This is a genomic window from Planococcus sp. SSTMD024 (genome assembly GCF_041320495.1).
Lineage (GTDB): Bacteria > Bacillota > Bacilli > Bacillales_A > Planococcaceae > Planococcus.
In genome coordinates this window covers 92,844-112,263 of sequence record NZ_JBGGNS010000021.1, presented here as the reverse complement: position 1 = coordinate 112,263, position 19,420 = coordinate 92,844, and the positions used below count along the sequence as shown (strand labels likewise).

Sequence of the window (19,420 nt, the reverse complement as noted above, 5' to 3'; positions counted from 1 at the left end):
TCTTATTATCTGGGATTTGGCCCCGAAATGCATGCAAGGTGTCTTGAGGAGAAACAAAAGATAGGCCAGAAAAGAAATCATCAGCATTGTGCGCTCATTTGCAACGGCTTTCCCCGTGAATTAAAAAATCCAGCCTTCCCGAATGTGGGAAGGCTGGATTTCATTTAATCAGACGCCTGAACTTTTCAGGAAGCTCAAGAGTTCGGTATTGAAACGCTCGGGCTCGTCGGCGTTGATGCCGTGTCCGCTGTCTTTGAACGGGACGAGTACGGAGTTCGGGATTTCCTTGTCCAGGATTTCGCCGAATTCGTAAGGGCAGATCTGGTCTTTTTTGCCGTGGAAAATGGCGGTCGGGACCGTAATGGATGACAGTTCGCCGCGCAAGTCTTCATCGCGCAGGGCTGCGGCTGAGTTCAGCGTGGAATGTGCGCCTGCTTCAAGTGCCAATGACTGGAACCAATCAAGGAATTGCGGGGAATGCTTCTGTTCGAAAAACAGGTCTGCAAATTCTGCAAGAAACGCCGGGCGGTCTTTTTCGATTTGTGCGATGATGTCGTCCACTTCTTCCGGCTTCATGCCGACATTGAAATCGTCACGCTGCGTGAAGCTCGGGGCTGCAGCGCCCATCAACAATAGTTTCGCGACCTTGTCCTGGCCGAATTTCGTCAAATAGCGGATTGCGATCGGGCCGCCCATCGAAAAGCCGGCGAGCACGAATTGCTCAAGGCGAAGTTCATTGACGACCGCTTCAAGGTCTTTGGCCATGGTGTCGTAATCGTATCCTGACCATGGCTTATCGGATTTTCCGTAGCCGCGCATATCCACGCCGATATAACGGAAGCCGTTCTTTGCAAGCAAGCTCGTCTGGTATTCGAACGCTTTGTTGTTCAACGGCCAGCCGTGAAGAAATACCACCGGCTGTCCTGAACCGATATCTTCCACATGAATTTTCACGTTTTCTTCAACTTGAATATAATGTCCCACGAAAGTTCCTCCTAATGTTCCAATTTCATTTCTCCTTTCTATTTCCTTTTTGAAAGTTTCTGTAAACTTTATATCCAAAAAATCTTTGATTAAAATATCCTAAGTTCAAAACAGAAAATATCCACCTATCCTTTAAACGGATTATAGGCCTAATACCATGAATTTGGGATTTATCCCATCCGTTTTCTGAAAATAGGATAGACTGGAGATATTCGTCAATAAAACAAAGCAGGAGGGATTCGATGGTACAACAGAGAGAAACGAAAGAACCGAAGAAAAAGAGCAAAGTGAAAGTGCCTCATATTTTCGTCATTCTTTTCATCATGATTGCGCTCGCCTCGCTTGCGAGTTATATCATCCCGGCTGGGCAATTCGAGCGCGAGGCGAACGACAGCGGGGCGGAAGTCATCGTTCCGGGAACATTCGAATACGCGGAATCATCTCCGGTGACGTTCTTTGAATTCATGTTCGCGATTCCGGACGGCTTTATCCAGACAGCGGAGATCATTTTCGGGATCATCATGATCGGCGGGATGTTCGCGGTGATTGAGCGGACCGGGGTCATTGCGCTCGGTGTTAACAAACTCGCCAGCAAGTTTTCCGACAAAGGCTTGTGGATCATCCCGACCTTGATGCTGCCGTTTGCGCTCTTTACGACTTTTACAGGCCAAGTGGAAATGTCGCTTATCTATCTTCCGGCGATCTTGCCGCTCGTCCTAAAACTTGGTTTTGACCGTATTACGGCTGCGGCCATCGTGCTCGTTTCGACCATTGCCGGTTTCTCCGTGGCTTTGGCCATTCCTGCTAACCTCGGGGTAGCGCAGGAAATCGCGGAGCTGCCGCTTTATTCAGGCATCGGATTTAGAATTGCGCTCTTGGCGATTGTCATGCTGGCCGGCATGGCTTACGTCTGGCGCTATGCCAAGAAAGTCCAGAATAATCCGGAGCTGAGCATCGTCTTCGATGAAAACGAAGTAGAGCCAGAGGCGGAAGACATGGCGCCGCAGAAGGCGACCAAGCGCCAAGTGTGGACCGCTTTCACATTGCTTGCGGCATTCGGCGTGCTGCTCTTCGGCCTCTTGAATTATGGTTGGTATTTCCGTGAATTGACCGGCCTTTATGCCTTGATCGGCATTACGGCAGGGCTTGTCGCAGGGCTTAAGCCTTCCGAAATCGCCGATGCGTTCAATGAAGGCTTCAAAAAGATCCTGCTCGGCGCGATCGTCGTCGGGATTGCGCGGGGCATCGCCGTCGTCCTCGATGCAGGCGACATCATGGATACGATCATTTACGCGCTCGGTGAATTCGTCAGCATCATGCCGGATTCATTAACAGCTGTGTTCATGCTCATCGTCCAGGCGGCGCTCAACTTCCTCATTCCATCGGGGAGCGGGCAGGCAATGGTGACGATGCCAATCATGACCGGCTTGTCCGACATCAGCGGCGTCACTCGCCAAACGGCGGTCCTGGCATTCCTGCTCGGTGACGGCTTCACGAATATTTTCTACCCGACATCCGGATACTTCATGGCGACACTCGCTGTCGGCGGGATCCGTTGGGAGAAGTGGCTGAAGTTTATTTTCCCGTTGTTGATCGTTTGGTACTCCGTTGCCGTGGTGGCGCTCATCATCGCGCAGTTTATCGAATACGGCCCAATGTAAATCATTTCAAACCGTCTCCAGCGTTTTTTTACCGGCGCAAGGGGGCGGTTCTTTTCATTCCGGCAAAAACCAAATGAAACCAATTCCGCCGCTCTTCCGTATTCACACTATTCCGCCATTTGCTTGCTGAGAAGGGTTAACTGGCGTGATGAAAGGGAATCTGACAGGTAACAAGGCTTGCATGGCCAAATAAAACAACGGAAGAGGAGAATGAAAATGGAGATCCTAAAACGATTCAGAGACATTATGACGAGCAATATCCACGCGATGCTGGACAAGGCGGAAGACCCGGAGAAAATGATCGATCAGTATTTGCGCGATTTGAATAGCGACCTCGGCAAAGTGAAATCCGAGACGGCGGCTATCATGGCTGCGGAGAAACGCGAACGCCGTGAGCTGGATGAGTTGAAAAACGAGATGGACGATATGCAGCGCTACGCAGTCAAAGCGCTCGAAGCGGGCAATGAAGACGACGCCCGGAAATTCCTCCAGCGCAAAGCGGAACTGTCGGAGCGCGTGACGGACAAAGAAACCGCGGTCGAACTCGCAGCGACGAATACGCAGCAGATGCGCCAAATGCACGATAAACTCGAGAGCGACATCGGCGAACTCGAATCGCGCCGCCAGGAACTGAAAGGCAAAGCGGCGGTCGCGAAGACACAGCAGCGCATGAACGATTTCGCGTCCAGCGTTGGCGGCGCAGGCGAACGCATCTCGGCATTCGATGCGATGGAGAAAAAAATCAACCAACAGTTGGACGAATCGGCCGCGATGGCTGAACTCAATAAAAGTTCCGAGACGAGCATCAAGGACTTGGCGAAGAAATACGACGACGGCCCGAATGTCGATGAGGAACTGGAGTCTTTGAAATCCGGCACGAATGTGGATGCGGAACTCGAAGCATTGAAGAGCCAAATCGGAAAAAACGAGTAATGTCCGGCCACTGGACACGATCCTGAAGCGCGAAGGGAGGAAACTCGTTTGGTCATCCATTATAAATGCCCGAATTGCGGGGCGGATATGGCGTTCGACAGCGACTCGGGCCACTTGAGTTGCCCGAGCTGCGGCCATGAAGAAAACATCGAAACCTTTCCGGAACAGAACATTGAACGGAAATTCGATGAAGGCGAAGCGAAGGAATACCATTGCGAGAACTGCGGGGCGATCATCCTGACAGAAGCGGAGACGACCGCGACCCATTGCAGCTTCTGCGGGGCACCGGTCGTATTGGCAGACCGGTTGACAGGAGATCTCGCCCCCGCCAAGGTCATCCCGTTTACGGTCAGCAAAGACGAAGCGGTCGCAGCGTTCAAGAAATGGACGCGCGGCGGGCGCTTGACTCCGCGCGGTTTTACGAGCGGCGACCGCATCAAGAAAATGACCGGGATGTATGTGCCGTTTTGGCTTTACGACATCGAAGGCGAAGCCCATATCCAGGCGATCGGCACGCAAGTCCGGACCTATCAAAGCGGCGATACGATTTATACGGAAACAAACTTTTATGACGTGTTCCGGGAAATCGATTTGAGCTATTTGAAAGTGCCGGCGGATGCTTCCGAAAAAATGGACGACGTGCTGATGGACAAGCTGGAACCTTACGATTACAGTGAATTGAAAGATTTCCGCATGCCGTATTTGGCCGGCTTCCTGGCTGAGAAATACGATTTCGACGACGAGCAATTGTTTTCACGCGTTGAATCGAAAATCGTGCCGTATATCGACGCTTATATCAGCACGACCATTTCCGGCTATTCGTCGGTCAGCTACACGAATAAACAAATCGATGCGCAAAAAAAGAAAGTCTATTATACTTTGTTCCCCGTATGGATGGTGTATTACGATTTCGACAATAAAGAACACACCTTTGCGATGAACGGCCAAACCGGCAAAGTGGTCGGCAAGCCGCCGATCAGCGCCGGCAAAGTTGCCCTGTGGTTCACCGGCATCGCCGCTTCGAGCTTTGTTGCCATGAAAGCCATCGCCTTTGCAGTAGGGGGTGTATTGTGGTGAAAAAATGTTCATATAAACTGGTGTGGATGCCGATATTGGCTTTGCTGTTGTTTTTCATTGGCGGATTTTCCGTTTCAGCACAGACCGGTGAATTGATCTACGACGAAGCCGGCTTGCTCAGCGGCGAACAAGCGCAGGAACTGGAAGCTTTGGCGGAACGATATGGCGCGGAACAAGACGTGGATTTTCTGTTCCTTTCGACCGATAGTACCGACGGGCAGTCCATCGAAGGCTATATGGGTGACTTTTTCGATGAGCGCGCCGACAGCAGCGGCCGAGAAGATGCCGTGCTGCTCACCATTGATATCGGCGGCCGAGAAGTGTATCTTGCCGGTTTCGGCACGGCCGAACGGACATTGGATTCGGAGCGTGTCGATCTCGTGCTTGACCGGATCATTCCGGAGATGCGCTCGGGCGATTACGCCGGTGCATTCGAAGAAACCGTGGTCACCTCGAGCGAATACATGGAATACCGTCCCGGCGTCAACCCGGAGAGCATTTTTTTGAAAACCTGGTTTCATTTAGCTATCGCGCTTCTGCTCGCAGGCATCATCGTCGGATCGATGCTCTATAACGCCGGCGGCAGGGTGACGACAACCCCAGGCACATATGTCGACCGCGACCACACACGTGTGCGCAGCCAGAATGACCGCTTCCGCAACAAAACCGTAACCCGCAGCAAGATTCCGAAGAATAAGGATGGCGGCGGATTCGGCGGAGGCGGGGGCATGACCGGCGGCGGGCGTTCATTCAGCGGCGGCGGCCGCAGCTTCTAGGCAATCGAAGAGAGGAAGGAATGAAGAACATGGCATTTTTCGGCAATCAATTTTCAGATGTGGTGGAATGGGAAGAGTTCCGCGACGATATGATCTTTTGGAAATGGACGAATAAGGAAATCAAGAAAGGCAGCCGATTGATCATTCGGCCCGGACAGGACGCGATTTTCCTTAATAACGGCAAGATAGAAGGGATTTTTGAAAAAGAAGGCGAGTACGACATCGTTTCTGAAATCGTGCCGTTTTTGTCGACCTTGAAAGGTTTTCGCTTCGGCTTCAACAGCGGCATGCGGGTGGAGGTGCTGTTCGTCAATACGAAGGAATTTACCGTTAAATGGGGCACGAAAAGCCCGATCAATATTCCCGCACCGCAGCTTCCGGGCGGCATGCCGATCCGCGCAAACGGCACCTTCCATTTCAAAGTGAATGATTATGTCAATTTGATTGACAAAGTTGCGGGCGTCAAACAAAGCTATCTGGTCGAAGACGTCCAGCTGCGCATTACGGCGCGGCTTGACCAATTGTTGATGAAATGGATCACGCGTGAAGGCAAGGACATGTTTAATTTGCAGTCCAATTCCCACGAGATCGGCCGTGGCATTCAAGACGATTTGAACATGGAGATCATGGATGACGGCATGAAAGTGACCGGCTTCCAAGTGATGAGCTTCAACTACCCGAAAGAAATCCAGGACATGATCAATAAAAACGCCTCGCACGGCATGGTCGGCGATGTCTCGAGATACCAGCAGATATCCGTTGCGGATGCGATGGGCAAATCGTCGGGATCGAATACGGCGTCCGATATGGCCGGCATGATGATGGGAATGAATATCGCCAAGGAAATGATGAACGATCAAAAAGAATCAACAAATGCGAGCGGCCAACCGGGTGGCCAGCCATCTGCGGGCGGAGAAGGACAGCAAGGCCCGAACTTCTGCCCGAATTGCGGCGAGAAGGTGAGCGGCGCCAAGTTCTGCCCAAATTGCGGGCAAAAGCTCGTCGAATAATAACTGGCAAAAGCCGTTCACGTATGTCGCGAACGGCTTTTTTCCTATGTGCATTCAGTTCATTGCAGCCGACAATGGACGGTACGGAAAAATTAACAGAACCATCAGATGGAAGGAGGATGTTTTATGAACAAGGTTTTTAAGCTTGCAGGCCTTGTGGCTGCTGCCATTGTGCCGCTGTATGTTATTGACAGGCGGCAGGCCTACAAGCGCCTCGAGGAATATCGGGCAAGTGCTTTTACATCGGAATTCGGCAAGATGGCTTATGTAGATGAAGGCCAAGGGGAAGTTGTTTTAATAAGCCACGGTATTTTCGGCGGCTACGACCAAGGCATGGTTTCGCTCCAAGGCGTGGTTGGTGAAGGGTGCCGCAAGATCGCATTGTCCCGTTTTGGCTACCCGGGCTCCGAACTTCCACCCGAGCCGACACCTCAGAATCAAGCCGCAGTATTTGCGGAGCTACTCGATAGGCTGAATGTCGAAAAAACTTTCGTGCTGGCAACTTCTGCCGGCGGTGCAGCAGCGATATCTTTTGCGCTGCTTTACCCGGAACGGATCAAGGGGCTAATCCTTATTTCTTCAGGAGTTCCTTCCGGTAAAATAACGCCTGAACAAGCGAAGCCAGCGGGCCCTCCACGCGCATTGCTCAGTGACTTTACGATATGGCTGTCAACGAAGTTCATGCGACCGGTTTTCGGCGTGATGTTCGGTTCAAAAGCCGATAAGGCTTTCTTTCAGACGATGCTCCCGATCAAGGTTCGGCGGGGTGGTATCGAAGCTGACGCCAAGCTGACGAATCTCGACATGGACGTGCATTACGAAAAGTATCCGGTAGAAGAAATCAAAGCCCCGATTCTTGTGATTCACGCTAAAGATGATCCCGTGGCGAAGTTCGGCAGCATCGAAAAATTCATCTCCCGCACACATCCTGAAACGGCCATTTTTGAAAACGGCGGCCATCTTTTGTCCGGCCATCAACCAGAAGGATCGACGGCCATCAAGCAGTTTATCAGCCGACATGCATGAAGAAAAAGCGATTCGCCCCCCTTATCGAAAAGCCTCCTTTCGAAGCTTGCGCATAGGGAAGAAGAATCGCTTTTCACTTTTTAACCCGCAGCCCGGAAAAAAGCAATTCCAGCCAGCTGTCGATTTCACCGGCCAAATCGAAGCCGCCATTGAAGATTGCCCAATCATAAAGCGTCCCGCGCATGCTGCGGGAGAGAAGCAGCGCAAGCCGGCCGGATGATGCGGAAGAGGTCAATTCGCCTTTTTCTTGCCCTTCTAAAACCAATTGTTCGAGAATCGCGTATAGCGGGCGCTCCGTATCGGACAGGTAATTATCGACAGAAGGAGTGAGCGCATAGGCATAAAGTGAACGGATGCCATCCCGCCCCAACTCGTCCTGCAAATATTTCATTTGGGCGATCGCGAGCTTGCGGATCTTCTGTTCTGCCGGCAAAATTTCAGGCAGGCTTTCCTGGAAATCACGATAGAATTGGTCGATTTCCTTGATTTTTTCTAAGAAGATATCGTATTTGGACGCAAAATGCCCATAGAATGCCCCTTTGGAAGTTTCACTTTTCCGGACGATTTCATCGACCGACACCCCATCAAACCCCTTTTCACTGAACAAGTCAAGAGCCGTACGGAGGATGCGTTGTTTTGTCTCGATCGCTTTTTCCTGTCTGCTCGTCATAATGGCCACCTTTCTTCTAGTTTAAGCATATAACACTAATGAGAGATATCGGTATAGTAAAAGAAAGTGATGAAGTCGTTTCATCTGAACTATTCAATAGATATGGAGCAAAACAGCGCAAGCCCCCAGGAAGCGAATTAGTGAAGCGTAGCTGAATTAATTCGTTTGCGATGCTCGAACAGCGTGAGAGTTGAGCAAAGCTTTTCAGCTGTTTTGCGGAATATCTTCTACAGTAGAATCTCAAATAAAAAAGGTATCTGTAATGGAGTGTATTCTATGATTCGACTGAATTGTTTGAAAACGATTGACAAAGCTCTGTCGAATTGAATAGACTATAGTCTATAGATTATAGACTGCGGTCTATGGAATTGACAAGACGAGAGAGGATGTTGATGATTTTGACAGCGGAACTGACATTGATCGATCTCTTAAATGCCCAATGCAAAAAACGCAGCGAGCAGCCGTTCCTGGTATTCGAAGACAATCAAGAGCAAGTGACAGAATACAGTTACGGCGAATTTTTGGATCGGGTGGAAAAATTCAGCGGCGCGCTATACGCACGCGGCATCCGCAAGGGCGACAAAGTGACGCTGCATTTGCCGAATTCCGCGGAATTCGTCGTGTGCTGGTTCGCGCTCGCAAAGCTCGGGGCCATCATGGTGCCGACCAATATCTTATCGGCTGCAGCGGAAATGGAATACTTGATCGGCCATTCCGAATCGGTCATGCTCATCACGGAAGCGGAGTATATCGAGAAATTCAAAGCCATCCAAGGGAATCTCCCGAAGCTTCGGCAGATTGTCCTGGCGCGGACGGACGAGTCGGATAATTTTGAAAGCGTTAACAAAATGATAGAAGAGTTCTCAGGTGAAACGCCGGAAGCGGATGTTCTGCCGGAAGATGTGGCGGCGATTTTGTACACTTCCGGAACGACGTCGAAACCGAAAGGCTGCCTTATTACACACGCCAATTACATCTACACGGGACAGGCCGTAGCGGAGCATATCGGCTTTACGGAACAAGACCGTGCGCTTGTCGTCTTGCCGATGTTCCATGGCAACGGCCAATATTATATGATCATGCCGAGCCTGGTGGCGGGGGGCAGCGTCGCCATTACCGAACGCTTCAGCGCGAGCCGCTATGGGCGCCAAGTTCAACGCCTCGGCGCAACGCTCGGTTCGCTCTTTGCGGCGCCGATCCGCATGATCCTCGCACAGCCATACGATGAAGAGGAGCGGAGTAATAAGCTGCGCGCCGTCATTTTTGCCCAGTCGGTGACAGCCGAGGAATTGAAGGCGTTCGAACAGCGATACAATACCTCGCTTTACCAAATCTACGGCATGACGGAAACGATCGCGCCGCCTTTAATGAATCCTTTGCAAGGGGCGAAAGACAATACGGGCATCGGCAAACCGATCGCAGGGTCGCGCATCAAGCTGATCGATGAAGAAGGCAATGAAGTTCCGGACGGGGAGCCGGGAGAGATCTTGCTTGAAGGCATTCCCGGCCAGACGATCATGAAAGGCTATTTCAATAATCCGGAAGCGACCAGCCAAACTTTGCAAAACGGCTGGCTCCATACAGGCGACAAGGCACGGAAATCGGAGGGCGGGTTTTATTATTTCGTCGACCGCCAAAAGGACATGATCAAGCGTGCCGGTGAAAATGTTGCGGCAAGTGAAGTGGAAAATGTCATCATGGAGCACCCGGCTGTCTATGAAGCGATTGTCATCGGAATTCCGGATGCGATGCATGACGAGGCATTGAAAGCATTCGTCATTTTGAAGCAGGGGCAAACGGCGACGGAACAGGAAGTGATTGACTACTGCAATGGCCAGTTGGCGAAGTTCAAAGTGCCCTCAGCCATTGAGTTTGTTGAAGACTTCCCCCGCACGTCCGTCGGCAAAATCCAAAAGCATAAACTGAAAGAACTTGAATTGAAGAAACTGGGCGAATAGAAAGGAAGAAGGCTGTATGGAAGACACATTAAACAATCAAGTGGCACTCATTACAGGAAGCGCACGCGGCATCGGCTTTGCCTGCGCGAAAGCACTCGCAAAACGGGGAGCTTCGATCGTCCTCACGGATATCCTCGATTGCGACGATGCGAAACAGCAGCTTGAATCCGCGTTTTCCGGCATCCGCGTGTTGGCGCTGCAAGTGGACGTCCGTGACCGGGCGCAAGTCGAACAGGCGATTCACCAAACGGTAGAAGAATTCGGCGGCATCGACATTGTCGTCAATAACGCCGGCACCGTATCGCGCCTTAACTTAAAAGACATGACGGATGAGGAGTGGAGCCGCGATATCGACACGAACTTGCGCGGCACGTTTTTGTTCACGCAAGCGGCCATCTATCCACATATGGTCAATCAGGGAAGCGGGCGCATCATCAACATCAGTTCGATTTCCGGCATGATGGGCGGCGCCATTTCTTACGGCGAAGACGGCGAACGGCAAGGGCGTTCAGGCCCTGCGTATGCCGCATCGAAAGGCGGCATCATCGCTTTCACGAAATGGGTCGCAAAAGAAGTCGGCGAGTTCGGCATCACCGTCAATAGCGTCGCACCGGGGCCCGTGGAGACTGCCATCACCAAAGGCGTCAATTATCCACTCGGGCTGCAATCGATCAAGCGCCCCGGGCAGCCGGAAGATATCGGCGAAGCGGTCGCTTATTTAGCATCACCCGCAGCGGGATACGTGACAGGAGAAGTGTTGAAAGTGTGCGGCGGGGCAGGCATCGGCGCATAAGAAAAGGTTCCAAGGGGTTTATCCCGTGGAACCTTTTTCTATTACTTCGTGCTGGTGAACCCGCCGTCGATGCGGATGACATCGCCGTTGATGTATTGTGCTTTTGAAGTGAGCAGGAACGCCACGAGTTCGGCGACTTCGTCTGCTGTGCCGAGGCGTTTTTGCGGAATGCCTTCTTCTGCGCTTTGTTTCATTTTCGGATTGGCGTCAAAATACGCTTTGACCATTGGCGTTTCAGTCGGGCCTGGCGCCACGGCATTGACGCGCAAGCCGTCTTTGGCGTATTCGGCGACGAGTGATTTGGTCATGCCGACAATGCCGTGCTTGGTCGCAGAATACGTCACGACCGTTTCCTGGCCGATCACCCCGGCGCTCGATGCCGTGTTGACGATCGAACCGCCGCCGTTTTTGACCATCATTTCCGCGACGTAGCGCAGGCCGTAGAGCGCCCCGAGCATATTGATGCCGACGATCTGCTCGATTTCTTCTATATCGGTGTCGAGGAATTGCTTGCCGCTTCCGGAAATCCCGGCGTTGTTGAAGAAATAATCAATGGAGCCGAAATGTTCGACCGTTTTATCGACGTAGTTTTTCACGTCTTCGGCTCTTGATACGTCAGCTTTGATGAAAATCGCATCCGGGCCGAGCGCTTTCACTTTCTCGACTGTCTCATTGCCGCCTTTTTCGCTGATGTCGACGACTGCGATATTGATGCCTTCCTGTGCCAGGCGCAGTGCTGCGGATTGGCCGAGCCCACTGCCGCCTCCTGTGATGATTGCTGTTTTCGCCATGTAGAATCTCCTCCTTGTGCTAAATCGCTTCCTTTTTTGTTTACCCGCAACAAGTGCTGGATAATCAATGCGGAGAGTGTAGTGGATTAACAGGAAGATTCAATGGCTCTTATGGATTAACTGGTTCAAGCCCTCATAAATTTCCACAATTTCGGCTTGCTTCATGCGCACGAGGCCGCTCGAAGAGGGGGCGACGTATTCGATAACTCCAGGAACGGTCGAATCCGGCTGCTTGCCCCAATGGGTTGATTTTTTGCCGCTGAATTGGAGGTAGACGCCTTTGCCGACAAAACAGACCGCTTTTGGGCGGTAGCGTTCAATTTTTCGTTTCAATTGTTTGGCGCCTTCTTTGTATTCTTCTTTTGTGATGTCGGCTGCCTCTTTGGTCGGGCGGGCGACGATATTGGTCAAACCGTAGCCGAGTTCCAGCAAATCGTGGTTTTCCTCGGGTGTGTATTTTCTTGGCGTCAGACCGGATTCAACAAGGATTTTCCAGAAGCGGTTGTTTGGGTTGGCGTAATGGTAGCCGGTTTCACTTGAGCGGATGCTTGGGTTGAATCCGACGAACAGGATGTCGAGATGGTCCTTCAGGTGATCGGGTATCGGTGTGAGTTCCAACAGAAAGCTCCTTTCGAATAAATGCATTTACAGGTTATTAGCGTATCAAAAAAATATAATATATTCTGCACTGAACCATCGTATAATAGAAGAAAATGGCAATGATGAATTCATCTTGCTCAAAGGAGCTGTGCCATGCAGGAGTTTTCTTATGAGTTGAAGGAACAGCAATATGTAGCGTTTAATCTCTATCACTCGAAACATTCGCAAGCGGTCAAACGCTCATTGGCAATTCAACGCTTTGTCGTTCCAATCGTTTATTTGATGATGCCGTTCGTGATGGGGCCGATTTTCGATTGGTCGATCGGGGGACTGATGATTCCTTTTGTCATATTCGCGGTCTTGTGGATTGTTTTCTTTCCGCCTTATTTCTATTGGAATATTAAGCGCATAAGCCGGAAAATGATCAGAGAAGGAAAAAATGAAGGGTTGCTCGGCGTCCATAAGCTGTCTATCGATTCACAAGGGATCCGGGAAGTGACGAAAAACGGGGAAGCCCAGGTGCACTGGTCAGGAATCGAAAAATATGGGGAAGATGCGGACAATTTGTATTTGTACAACAGCGCGATGTCTGCGCTGATTGTGCCAAAACAGGCGGTACCGGAATTGGACTCACTGCTTGAGCTATTGGCTGAAAAAGTCTCGGCAACTGCAGGAGGCTGACTGGACGAAAAAAACCGAACCGCATTGAACGGTTCGGTTTTTTTCTATTCGATCGTATGCTCGATTTTTGCCGGATAAGTCGTGCCTTCTGTCGGTGTCAACCATACTTCCAACGTGTAGGTGCCAGGTTCGAGATTGGCTTCCGGCACTTGGATCTCGTATTGGAGCTCCTCGCCTTGGCGCAAAATTTCCTCGCCGAGTGCCTGCGTATACATGCTGACCGACGACATGCGGAACACTTCGACGCCTTCTTCATCGGTCAATGTGAAATCATAACGCTGCCCGCTCGTGAAATTGAATGTCACTGCTTCTTGCGTATCGTTTTTAACGGTATAGCGGTAAGTTCCATTGCCGGTCTCTTCGATGGTCGATGTCACTTCACCTTCGATGATTTCACCCCCTGAATCCGGATCTTCCGGAAGATTGTCACTTTCGGTGCCGCATGCCGCGAGCAAAATAGCGGCGATCAGAACCATTAGCCAGCCGATTGCGGTTTTTTGCCTCATCGGGTTCGCCCCCCTTTTTTGTCTATAGAGTAGACCGCAAGTGGCCACAAAAAGTTACAGAAACGAGTGCATTGTGCTGTTCTTGTGCCCGCTTGCTGTCCTATACTAGCACTATACCCTAAAGGAGGGCCTTGTAATGCCCGGATGGTTCATCGATTTCCGCGAAGCGCTGACGGCGAAAATGAAATGCCTCGGCATGAGCACAGTCACAGTCGCCAAATACATGGCGATGGGATTGATTCCGTTGTATCTCCTCTATTTATTCATGAATTAAGGCGCACGGGAAAGGCTCTGAGAAGAGTCTTTTTTAGTTCCAATTATTGGGATATTGACTATATTTTCAGAATATTATAATATTAAAAGACTACCGATTAGGCAGAAGGGGAGATTCATGAGCTATAAAAGGAGGAATGGGAGATGAACATCACGACATCATTGACGATGAATGCGACGCGTCAGCCCGATTTATCGGCATTGCATTTTGAAGGGAAATCCTATACGTATCTGGAGTTGAACGCGGAAGTGAATCGCCTGGCGAACGGTTTGGTCCGGGAAGGGATTTCAAAAGGCGATAAAGTGGCATTGTTCATGAAGAATTCAGATGCCTATGTGATTGCGTTTTTTGCCGCCTTGAAAGCAGGCGGCGTCGTCGTTCCGGTCAATTACAGGCTGAACGCCGAGGAAGCGGGTTACCTATTCGGCCAGTCGGATGCGGCCTATGTGTTTTGCGACAATGAATTCGAAAGTCTAGTGGCGGAAGCGAAAGAATTGGACGACCTGCTGCATCAAGTCATCGTCTATCCCGAAGCAAAAGAAGACGCGCATCTCAGTTGGGGTGAAGTACTGGGCGATGACCGCTCGGAGCCGGAAGTCGAAATCTTCCCGGATGATGATGCGGAAATCCTCTATACTTCGGGGACGACCGGACCGCCGAAGGGAGCGCTTTTTGACCATCAGCGCATCATCAATGTCAGCACTTCGTTCATTCTCGGGACGGGCGTCAACCATGATGACCGCTTGCTTCATGCTGCGCCGTTTTTCCATCCATCCCAGCTCAATTTATTTCTCGTGACAGGGGTCATGCTGGGCATCCCGCAAACCATTCTGCGCGACTTCGCGGCGAGGGATGTATTGGATGCAATCCAACGGGACGGCTGTACGGTATTTTTCGGGCTGCCGGATATGTACCATGCCTTGATGGAGGCGCCTGGGAGCGCACATGGCCTGGGGACGATCCGGAAATGCATGTACGGGACCGACCCGATGCCAAATGGCCTTGTCGCACGGGCGATGAAATTCTTCGGCCATGAACAATTCTATAATCTCTGCTTCCTCACCGAAGGCGGGCCGGGCGGCGTCTATTTGCTGCCAAGCGAACATTCGCGGAAAGAAGGGGCTGGCGGCAAATCGATGTATATGACCCACGTCCGCGTGGTCGATGAAGAAATGAACGACGTCGCTCCAGGACAAGTCGGCGAGTTCATCATGCGCGGCGAGACCATCATGAAATCCTATTACAATATGCCGGAAGAAACCAAGGAAGCCTTCCGGGATGGCTGGCTATTGACGGGCGATCTCGCGACGATCGATGAAGACGGCTATATTACGCTCGTCGACCGCAAATCCGACCGCATCATTTCTGCAGGAAATAATATTTATTCGATCGAAATCGAACAAGTGCTAAACCGCCATCCGCAAGTCCAGGAAGCAGCGACCGTCGGCATCCCAGAAGAAGAATGGGGAGAAATCGTCGGTGTCGTCATCGTGCCGAAAGGGGGATCGCCGATCGATGAAGTGGCGCTCTCTGAATACTTGCTCGAGCACTTGCCGAAGCATAAAGCGCCGAAAAAGTTCCGGTTTGCGGACGAACTGCCGCGCAACGCTTCAGGGAAGATTTTGAAATACCAATTGCGCGAACTGCATATTAGCGAATATACATGGTTCCGCCATACGTTTATCGAACGCTGAAAACTGGCGCCCTGATGATTCGGGGCGCCATTTCTCTGTGTTATGATGGAACAGGATTTGAATAGAACATGGCAGGAGGGTTTTTCATATGGACAATAACGATATTTTGATCCGGCTGCGCTATGCGCTGGATTTGAAAAATAGCGATGTAAAAGAAATTTTCGCACTCGGCGGCGAAAAAGTGGATGCTGTCGAGGTGCCGTTGATTTTAACGAAAACGCCGGAACCGGACGACGAAGGGGCAGAAGCCAATATCCCATTGGCAAACGACCAATTGGAGCGCTTCCTGAACGGGTTGATCACCTTCAACCGCGGACCGAAACCCGGCGACTCCGGCCCGCCCGAAGTAAGCGGCGAGCATATCAATAACCTGGTGTTGAAAAAACTGCGCATTGCGTTGGAATTGACGAGCGAAGACTTGCTCGATTTATGGAAGCTGGCCGGGATCAATGTCTCCAAAGGCGAACTTGGCGCCTTTCTCCGCAAAGAAGGCCATAAAAACTATAAGGAACTGGGCGACCAGCTCATGCGCAATCTGCTCAAAGGCATCACGCTCAATTATCGTCCATAACGAGAAGCCGCGGCACCCGATTGGGGATGGCCGCGGCTTTTTTGATTGGCACTTATTCACCGCCGCTCGTATAGCGATTGTCGCCCATCGTGTAATTCGAGCTGTCGCCGGGCTTAGCGTCCGGATGTATCGGCTTATCGTAATAGGCGGAAGCTCTGCGGCGGCGGTCGACGATAAAACCAAGGCCCGCCACAACAGCGATCGGAACCAGGAAATATAACATGTAATCTCTCCTTTTCAGTGGGGTGTTTGCGAATGAAATAAGCGAAAATAGTTAGGCAAGCATGCGAGATAGATTGTGCATTGATGATTTCATCATGAAGCAGCCGCCTCCCGCTTGGGGCTGGCCTCTAGCCATAAGCCAAGAAAAACACTTGTCTCATGGCTCCGGATCGCCCGTTTGCGCGGTTCGGCTAATAGATTTCATTGGATTTTTTGAGTGATAAAGTATCTCGTTTTTGGTGGTCATCCGCTGATGGATGATGCTTAGTTAGGTTAGTGAGTGAGATAGATTGTGCATGGATGATTTCATCATGAAGCAGCCGCCTCCCGCTTGGGGCTGGCCTCTAGCCATAAGCCAAGAAAAACACTTGTCTCATGGCTCCGGATCGCCCGTTTGCGCGGTTCGGCTAATAGATTTCATTGGGTTTTTTGAGTGATAAAGTATCTCGTTTTTGGTGGTCATCCGCTGGTGGATGATGCTTAGTTAGGTTTGTGAGTGAGATAGATTGTGCATGGATGATTTCATCATGAAGCAGCCGCCTCCCGCTTTGGGCTGGCCTCTAGCCATAAGCCAAGAAAAACACTTGTCTCATGGCTCCGGATCGCCCGTTTGCGCGGTTCGGCTAATAGATTTCATTGGGTTTTTTGAGTGATAAAGTATCTCGTTTTTTGTGGTCATCCGCTGGTGGATGATGCTTAGTTAGGTTTGTGAGTGAGATAGATTGTGCATTGATGATTTCATCATGAAGCAGCCGCCTCCCGCTTTGGGCTGGCCTCTAGCCATAAGCCAAGAAAAACGCTTGTCTCATGGCATCGGCTCGCCCGTTTGCGCGGTTCGGCTTTAAGATGTCATTGGATAGTATATGCAAAGAAATGTCACTGTTAGTTGTCTTCATCCGCTGGTGGCGACGCTTAGCTGGACTTGATAATTGCAGAGAAGTTTCGTGTGCTGTTCAATAATGTGTGATGAATTTCATTTCTTCTCTAAAACTAGAGATGGAGCGGAAAGGGGCGACTCTGGAGGGATCAGGACGAGCGGAAGACCCTGGACTGAGCGCTAGCGAGGGAAGCGGCTGAAGCCGGCCCCCTCAGAAAGCGTCCCCTTGAAGCTCAATCTTCATCCTTTACATTTCCGCTACAATCTGTTGACGTTTTGTTTTTTTAATTTAACCCATAAGAAAAAAAGCGCACCACAAAGGGAGCGCTTTTTTCATATCATGTGATGGATGCTTCGTAGATTTCTTTGATGGACTTCTCGAGCGTCGTGTTGAACTCTTCGTCTGTCTGGTCAGCGCTTAACCCTTCTGACAAGGCGCGTGAGAAGCTGGCGATCAAGCCTTTGTTTTCGGCAAGCTTCTGGTTTGCCTGTTCGCGCGGATATCCGCCGGACAAGGCCACAACACGCACGACGCGAGGGTGGTCGATCAATTCCTTATAGAAATTCGCCAGCGTCGGAATCGTCAATTTCAACATGACGTACTCGTCGTCGCTGAGCTTATCAAGGTGGCTGAGAATTTCGTCGTTCAGCATAGCCTCGATGCGTTCTTTGTCTGCGCTATTGATGTCCACTTCCGGCTCGATAATCGGCACAAGTCCTGCGGCAATTACTTCTTTTGCCACTTCAAATTGCTGGTCGACCACTTGTTTGATGCCGTCCGCATTCGGTTCTTTGATGACCGAACGCATCTTCGTGCCGAAGACATTGCGTTCGACCGCGCGCTTCAACAGCTCGTTCAGATTCGGGTTCGGCTTCATCAATTGAACGCCGTTCTGTTCATCAGCCAAGCCTTTATCGATTTTAAGGAATGGCACAACGCCTTTTGCGTCCCATAAATAATCACTTGTGTATTTGCCATAGACGTCGCGGTCCATCGTCTGCTCGAACAGGATGGCCCCGAGCACATAATCCGACGTAAACGCCGGTGCGGTCATGACGCGTGTTCTCATTTCGTGGATCAGGTCATACATTTCATCTTCGTTGGAGTAAGCATCTTCATTCACACCGTAAAGTTTTAACGCTTTTGGCGTACTGCCGCCGCTTTGGTCGAGCGCTGCGATAAAGCCTTTGCCATTTTTCATTACTTCAAATTGTTTCGTGTTCATCGTCTCAGCTCCTTAGATTAAGAAATTTTGACTACATTAGTGCTTTTCCCTGCTAAGTGTACCAATAATCGGATTTTTCATCAAAAATGAAATCAGGTGTGCCGTTTTTTAATTATCAGCCGCAGGATGTTTCTGCTTCGCCGCTTCGAAATCGAAGCTGACACCCGTCAATCGCTCGGACACGCCCCATAATTTTTGGGCGAGTGCTTCGTCGATGGCCGCTGGGTGGGGCGTATCCAGTGCCGGATAGCCTTTTCTGCGCCCTTTGCCGGCGGGGCCGATGTATTCGCCTCCCGTGAGATCCGGTTCGGTTGCGGCGTGGACGGTGGCGAGCGCGCCCATGTCCGGCGGCTGCAAAAAGCGGTTGGCGAAATCCCTCAGCAGGACCGGCGCATCGTATTTGCCGATCTTGAAGATATTGGTAGCCGAAACACCCGGATGGCAGGCGACGCTGATTGTCTCGATGCCGTGCTCTTTCAGCCGCCGGTCGAGTTCCATCGCGAAGAGCATATTGGCGAGTTTGCTTTGGTTATAGAATTTTTTCGGGCGGTACCCTTTCGATCCATCGAGGTTATCGAAATCGATCGTACCGCGGTTATGCGCCAGGCTCCCGAGCGTGATGACGCGCGAGCCCGGGGTTTTCGCAAGCAGCGGCAAGAGGTGGGCGGTCAACGCGAAATGGCCGAGGTAATTGCTGCCGAACTGCAATTCAAAGCCGTCTTTCGTTTTTCCATAAGGCGGCATCATGATCCCTGCGTTATTGACCAGCAAATCGAGTGAGCGGAAATGCTTTTTGTAGCTGTCCGCAAAATGGCGGACGCTTGCGAGATCGGCCAAGTCGAGCTTCAGGACGGCGACCGTCGCTTCCGGATGGTAATCGAGGATTTCCCGTTTAGCGTTTTCGCCTTTAACCAGGTCGCGGACCGCCAGTAGAATCGAGAAGCCCCGGCCGGCTAGCATATTGGCGGCTTCCCATCCGATGCCGCTATTGCCGCCTGTAATAATGGCGATTTTATGATGGACGTCCTGCAAGAAATCATCTCCTCTTTAAAAAATATTTATGCTGCTCGTTGTTTCTTTTCTATCTAGT

The 19,420-nt window shown here is 51.0% G+C and carries 20 protein-coding genes; 12 read left to right on the top strand and 8 right to left on the bottom strand.

Annotated elements, in window-relative coordinates; translation table 11 throughout:
- Positions 1-168 precede the first annotated feature (168 nt).
- Entirely contained in the window at positions 169-984 is an 816-nt protein-coding gene (locus tag AB9R92_RS07620; RefSeq protein WP_370668869.1) for an alpha/beta fold hydrolase, read from the bottom strand.
- A gap of 242 nt (positions 985-1,226) precedes the next feature.
- Between AB9R92_RS07620 and AB9R92_RS07615 the strand changes: the two genes are divergently transcribed.
- The 6 genes from AB9R92_RS07615 (at position 1,227) to AB9R92_RS07590 (ending at position 7,467) form a co-directional block, all read left to right on the top strand.
- Positions 1,227-2,645, top strand: coding sequence for a YfcC family protein (locus AB9R92_RS07615; RefSeq protein WP_370668868.1), 1,419 nt, complete (start codon positions 1,227-1,229; stop codon positions 2,643-2,645).
- Between the two features lie 216 nt (positions 2,646-2,861).
- Positions 2,862-3,578: a PspA/IM30 family protein gene (locus AB9R92_RS07610; RefSeq protein WP_370668867.1), complete on the top strand. Its 717-nt coding sequence runs from the start codon at positions 2,862-2,864 to the stop codon at positions 3,576-3,578.
- A gap of 48 nt (positions 3,579-3,626) precedes the next feature.
- Entirely contained in the window at positions 3,627-4,655 is a 1,029-nt protein-coding gene (locus tag AB9R92_RS07605; protein WP_370668866.1) for a TFIIB-type zinc ribbon-containing protein, read from the top strand.
- The gene (locus AB9R92_RS07600; protein WP_370668865.1) at positions 4,652-5,431 is read left to right on the top strand and encodes a TPM domain-containing protein; all 780 of its coding nucleotides are present in this window, start codon (positions 4,652-4,654) and stop codon (positions 5,429-5,431) included. Before AB9R92_RS07605 ends, AB9R92_RS07600 begins: the two co-directional genes overlap by 4 nt.
- 29 nt (positions 5,432-5,460) lie before the next feature.
- Complete coding sequence (locus AB9R92_RS07595; protein WP_370669094.1) at positions 5,461-6,441, top strand: SPFH domain-containing protein; 981 nt, start codon at positions 5,461-5,463, stop codon at positions 6,439-6,441.
- 126 nt (positions 6,442-6,567) lie between these two features.
- Entirely contained in the window at positions 6,568-7,467 is a 900-nt protein-coding gene (locus AB9R92_RS07590; protein ID WP_370668864.1) for an alpha/beta fold hydrolase, read from the top strand.
- Between the two features lie 73 nt (positions 7,468-7,540).
- Here AB9R92_RS07590 and AB9R92_RS07585 read toward each other — a convergent pair whose 3' ends face one another.
- On the bottom strand, positions 7,541-8,137 hold the full coding sequence (locus AB9R92_RS07585; RefSeq protein WP_370668863.1) for a TetR/AcrR family transcriptional regulator: 597 nt from the start codon (positions 8,135-8,137) through the stop codon (positions 7,541-7,543).
- Positions 8,138-8,529: 392 nt separating this feature from the next.
- Here AB9R92_RS07585 and AB9R92_RS07580 point away from each other — a divergent pair, with 392 nt between their 5' ends.
- Both AB9R92_RS07580 and AB9R92_RS07575 read left to right on the top strand, forming a co-directional pair.
- The gene (locus tag AB9R92_RS07580; RefSeq protein WP_370668862.1) at positions 8,530-10,095 is read left to right on the top strand and encodes an AMP-binding protein; all 1,566 of its coding nucleotides are present in this window, start codon (positions 8,530-8,532) and stop codon (positions 10,093-10,095) included.
- Positions 10,096-10,111: 16 nt separating this feature from the next.
- Positions 10,112-10,888, top strand: coding sequence for an SDR family NAD(P)-dependent oxidoreductase (locus AB9R92_RS07575; protein WP_370668861.1), 777 nt, complete (start codon positions 10,112-10,114; stop codon positions 10,886-10,888).
- A 41-nt stretch (positions 10,889-10,929) separates the two neighbouring features.
- On the opposite strand, the gene AB9R92_RS07570 is transcribed toward AB9R92_RS07575, so the two are convergent.
- Together AB9R92_RS07570 and mug are read right to left on the bottom strand one after the other, a co-directional pair.
- The gene (locus tag AB9R92_RS07570) at positions 10,930-11,679 is read right to left on the bottom strand and encodes an SDR family NAD(P)-dependent oxidoreductase (RefSeq protein ID WP_370668860.1); all 750 of its coding nucleotides are present in this window, start codon (positions 11,677-11,679) and stop codon (positions 10,930-10,932) included.
- Positions 11,680-11,778: 99 nt separating this feature from the next.
- Positions 11,779-12,324, bottom strand: a complete 546-nt coding sequence (mug, locus tag AB9R92_RS07565; protein ID WP_370668859.1) for a G/U mismatch-specific DNA glycosylase — start codon at positions 12,322-12,324, stop codon at positions 11,779-11,781.
- Positions 12,325-12,432: 108 nt separating this feature from the next.
- Between mug and AB9R92_RS07560 the strand changes: the two genes are divergently transcribed.
- On the top strand, positions 12,433-12,960 hold the full coding sequence (locus tag AB9R92_RS07560; RefSeq protein WP_370668858.1) for a YcxB family protein: 528 nt from the start codon (positions 12,433-12,435) through the stop codon (positions 12,958-12,960).
- 44 nt (positions 12,961-13,004) lie between these two features.
- Here the strand turns inward: AB9R92_RS07560 and AB9R92_RS07555 are convergent, their stop codons facing one another.
- The gene (locus AB9R92_RS07555; RefSeq protein ID WP_370668857.1) at positions 13,005-13,466 is read right to left on the bottom strand and encodes a BsuPI-related putative proteinase inhibitor; all 462 of its coding nucleotides are present in this window, start codon (positions 13,464-13,466) and stop codon (positions 13,005-13,007) included.
- 136 nt (positions 13,467-13,602) lie between these two features.
- Here AB9R92_RS07555 and AB9R92_RS07550 point away from each other — a divergent pair, with 136 nt between their 5' ends.
- The 3 genes from AB9R92_RS07550 (at position 13,603) to AB9R92_RS07540 (ending at position 16,005) form a co-directional block, all read left to right on the top strand.
- The gene (locus tag AB9R92_RS07550) at positions 13,603-13,740 is read left to right on the top strand and encodes a hypothetical protein (RefSeq protein ID WP_370668856.1); all 138 of its coding nucleotides are present in this window, start codon (positions 13,603-13,605) and stop codon (positions 13,738-13,740) included.
- A 143-nt stretch (positions 13,741-13,883) separates the two neighbouring features.
- Complete coding sequence (locus AB9R92_RS07545; RefSeq protein ID WP_370668855.1) at positions 13,884-15,434, top strand: class I adenylate-forming enzyme family protein; 1,551 nt, start codon at positions 13,884-13,886, stop codon at positions 15,432-15,434.
- An 88-nt stretch (positions 15,435-15,522) separates the two neighbouring features.
- The gene (locus AB9R92_RS07540) at positions 15,523-16,005 is read left to right on the top strand and encodes a YehS family protein (RefSeq protein WP_370668854.1); all 483 of its coding nucleotides are present in this window, start codon (positions 15,523-15,525) and stop codon (positions 16,003-16,005) included.
- Between the two features lie 52 nt (positions 16,006-16,057).
- Here AB9R92_RS07540 and AB9R92_RS07535 read toward each other — a convergent pair whose 3' ends face one another.
- The 3 genes from AB9R92_RS07535 to AB9R92_RS07525 all read right to left on the bottom strand — a co-directional run bounded on the left by AB9R92_RS07535 (position 16,058) and on the right by AB9R92_RS07525 (position 19,362).
- Positions 16,058-16,228: a hypothetical protein gene (locus AB9R92_RS07535; protein ID WP_370668853.1), complete on the bottom strand. Its 171-nt coding sequence runs from the start codon at positions 16,226-16,228 to the stop codon at positions 16,058-16,060.
- A 1,214-nt stretch (positions 16,229-17,442) separates the two neighbouring features.
- On the bottom strand, positions 17,443-18,330 hold the full coding sequence (locus AB9R92_RS07530) for a fructose bisphosphate aldolase (protein ID WP_370668852.1): 888 nt from the start codon (positions 18,328-18,330) through the stop codon (positions 17,443-17,445).
- A gap of 108 nt (positions 18,331-18,438) precedes the next feature.
- Entirely contained in the window at positions 18,439-19,362 is a 924-nt protein-coding gene (locus tag AB9R92_RS07525; protein ID WP_370668851.1) for an oxidoreductase, read from the bottom strand.
- Positions 19,363-19,420 lie beyond the last annotated feature (58 nt).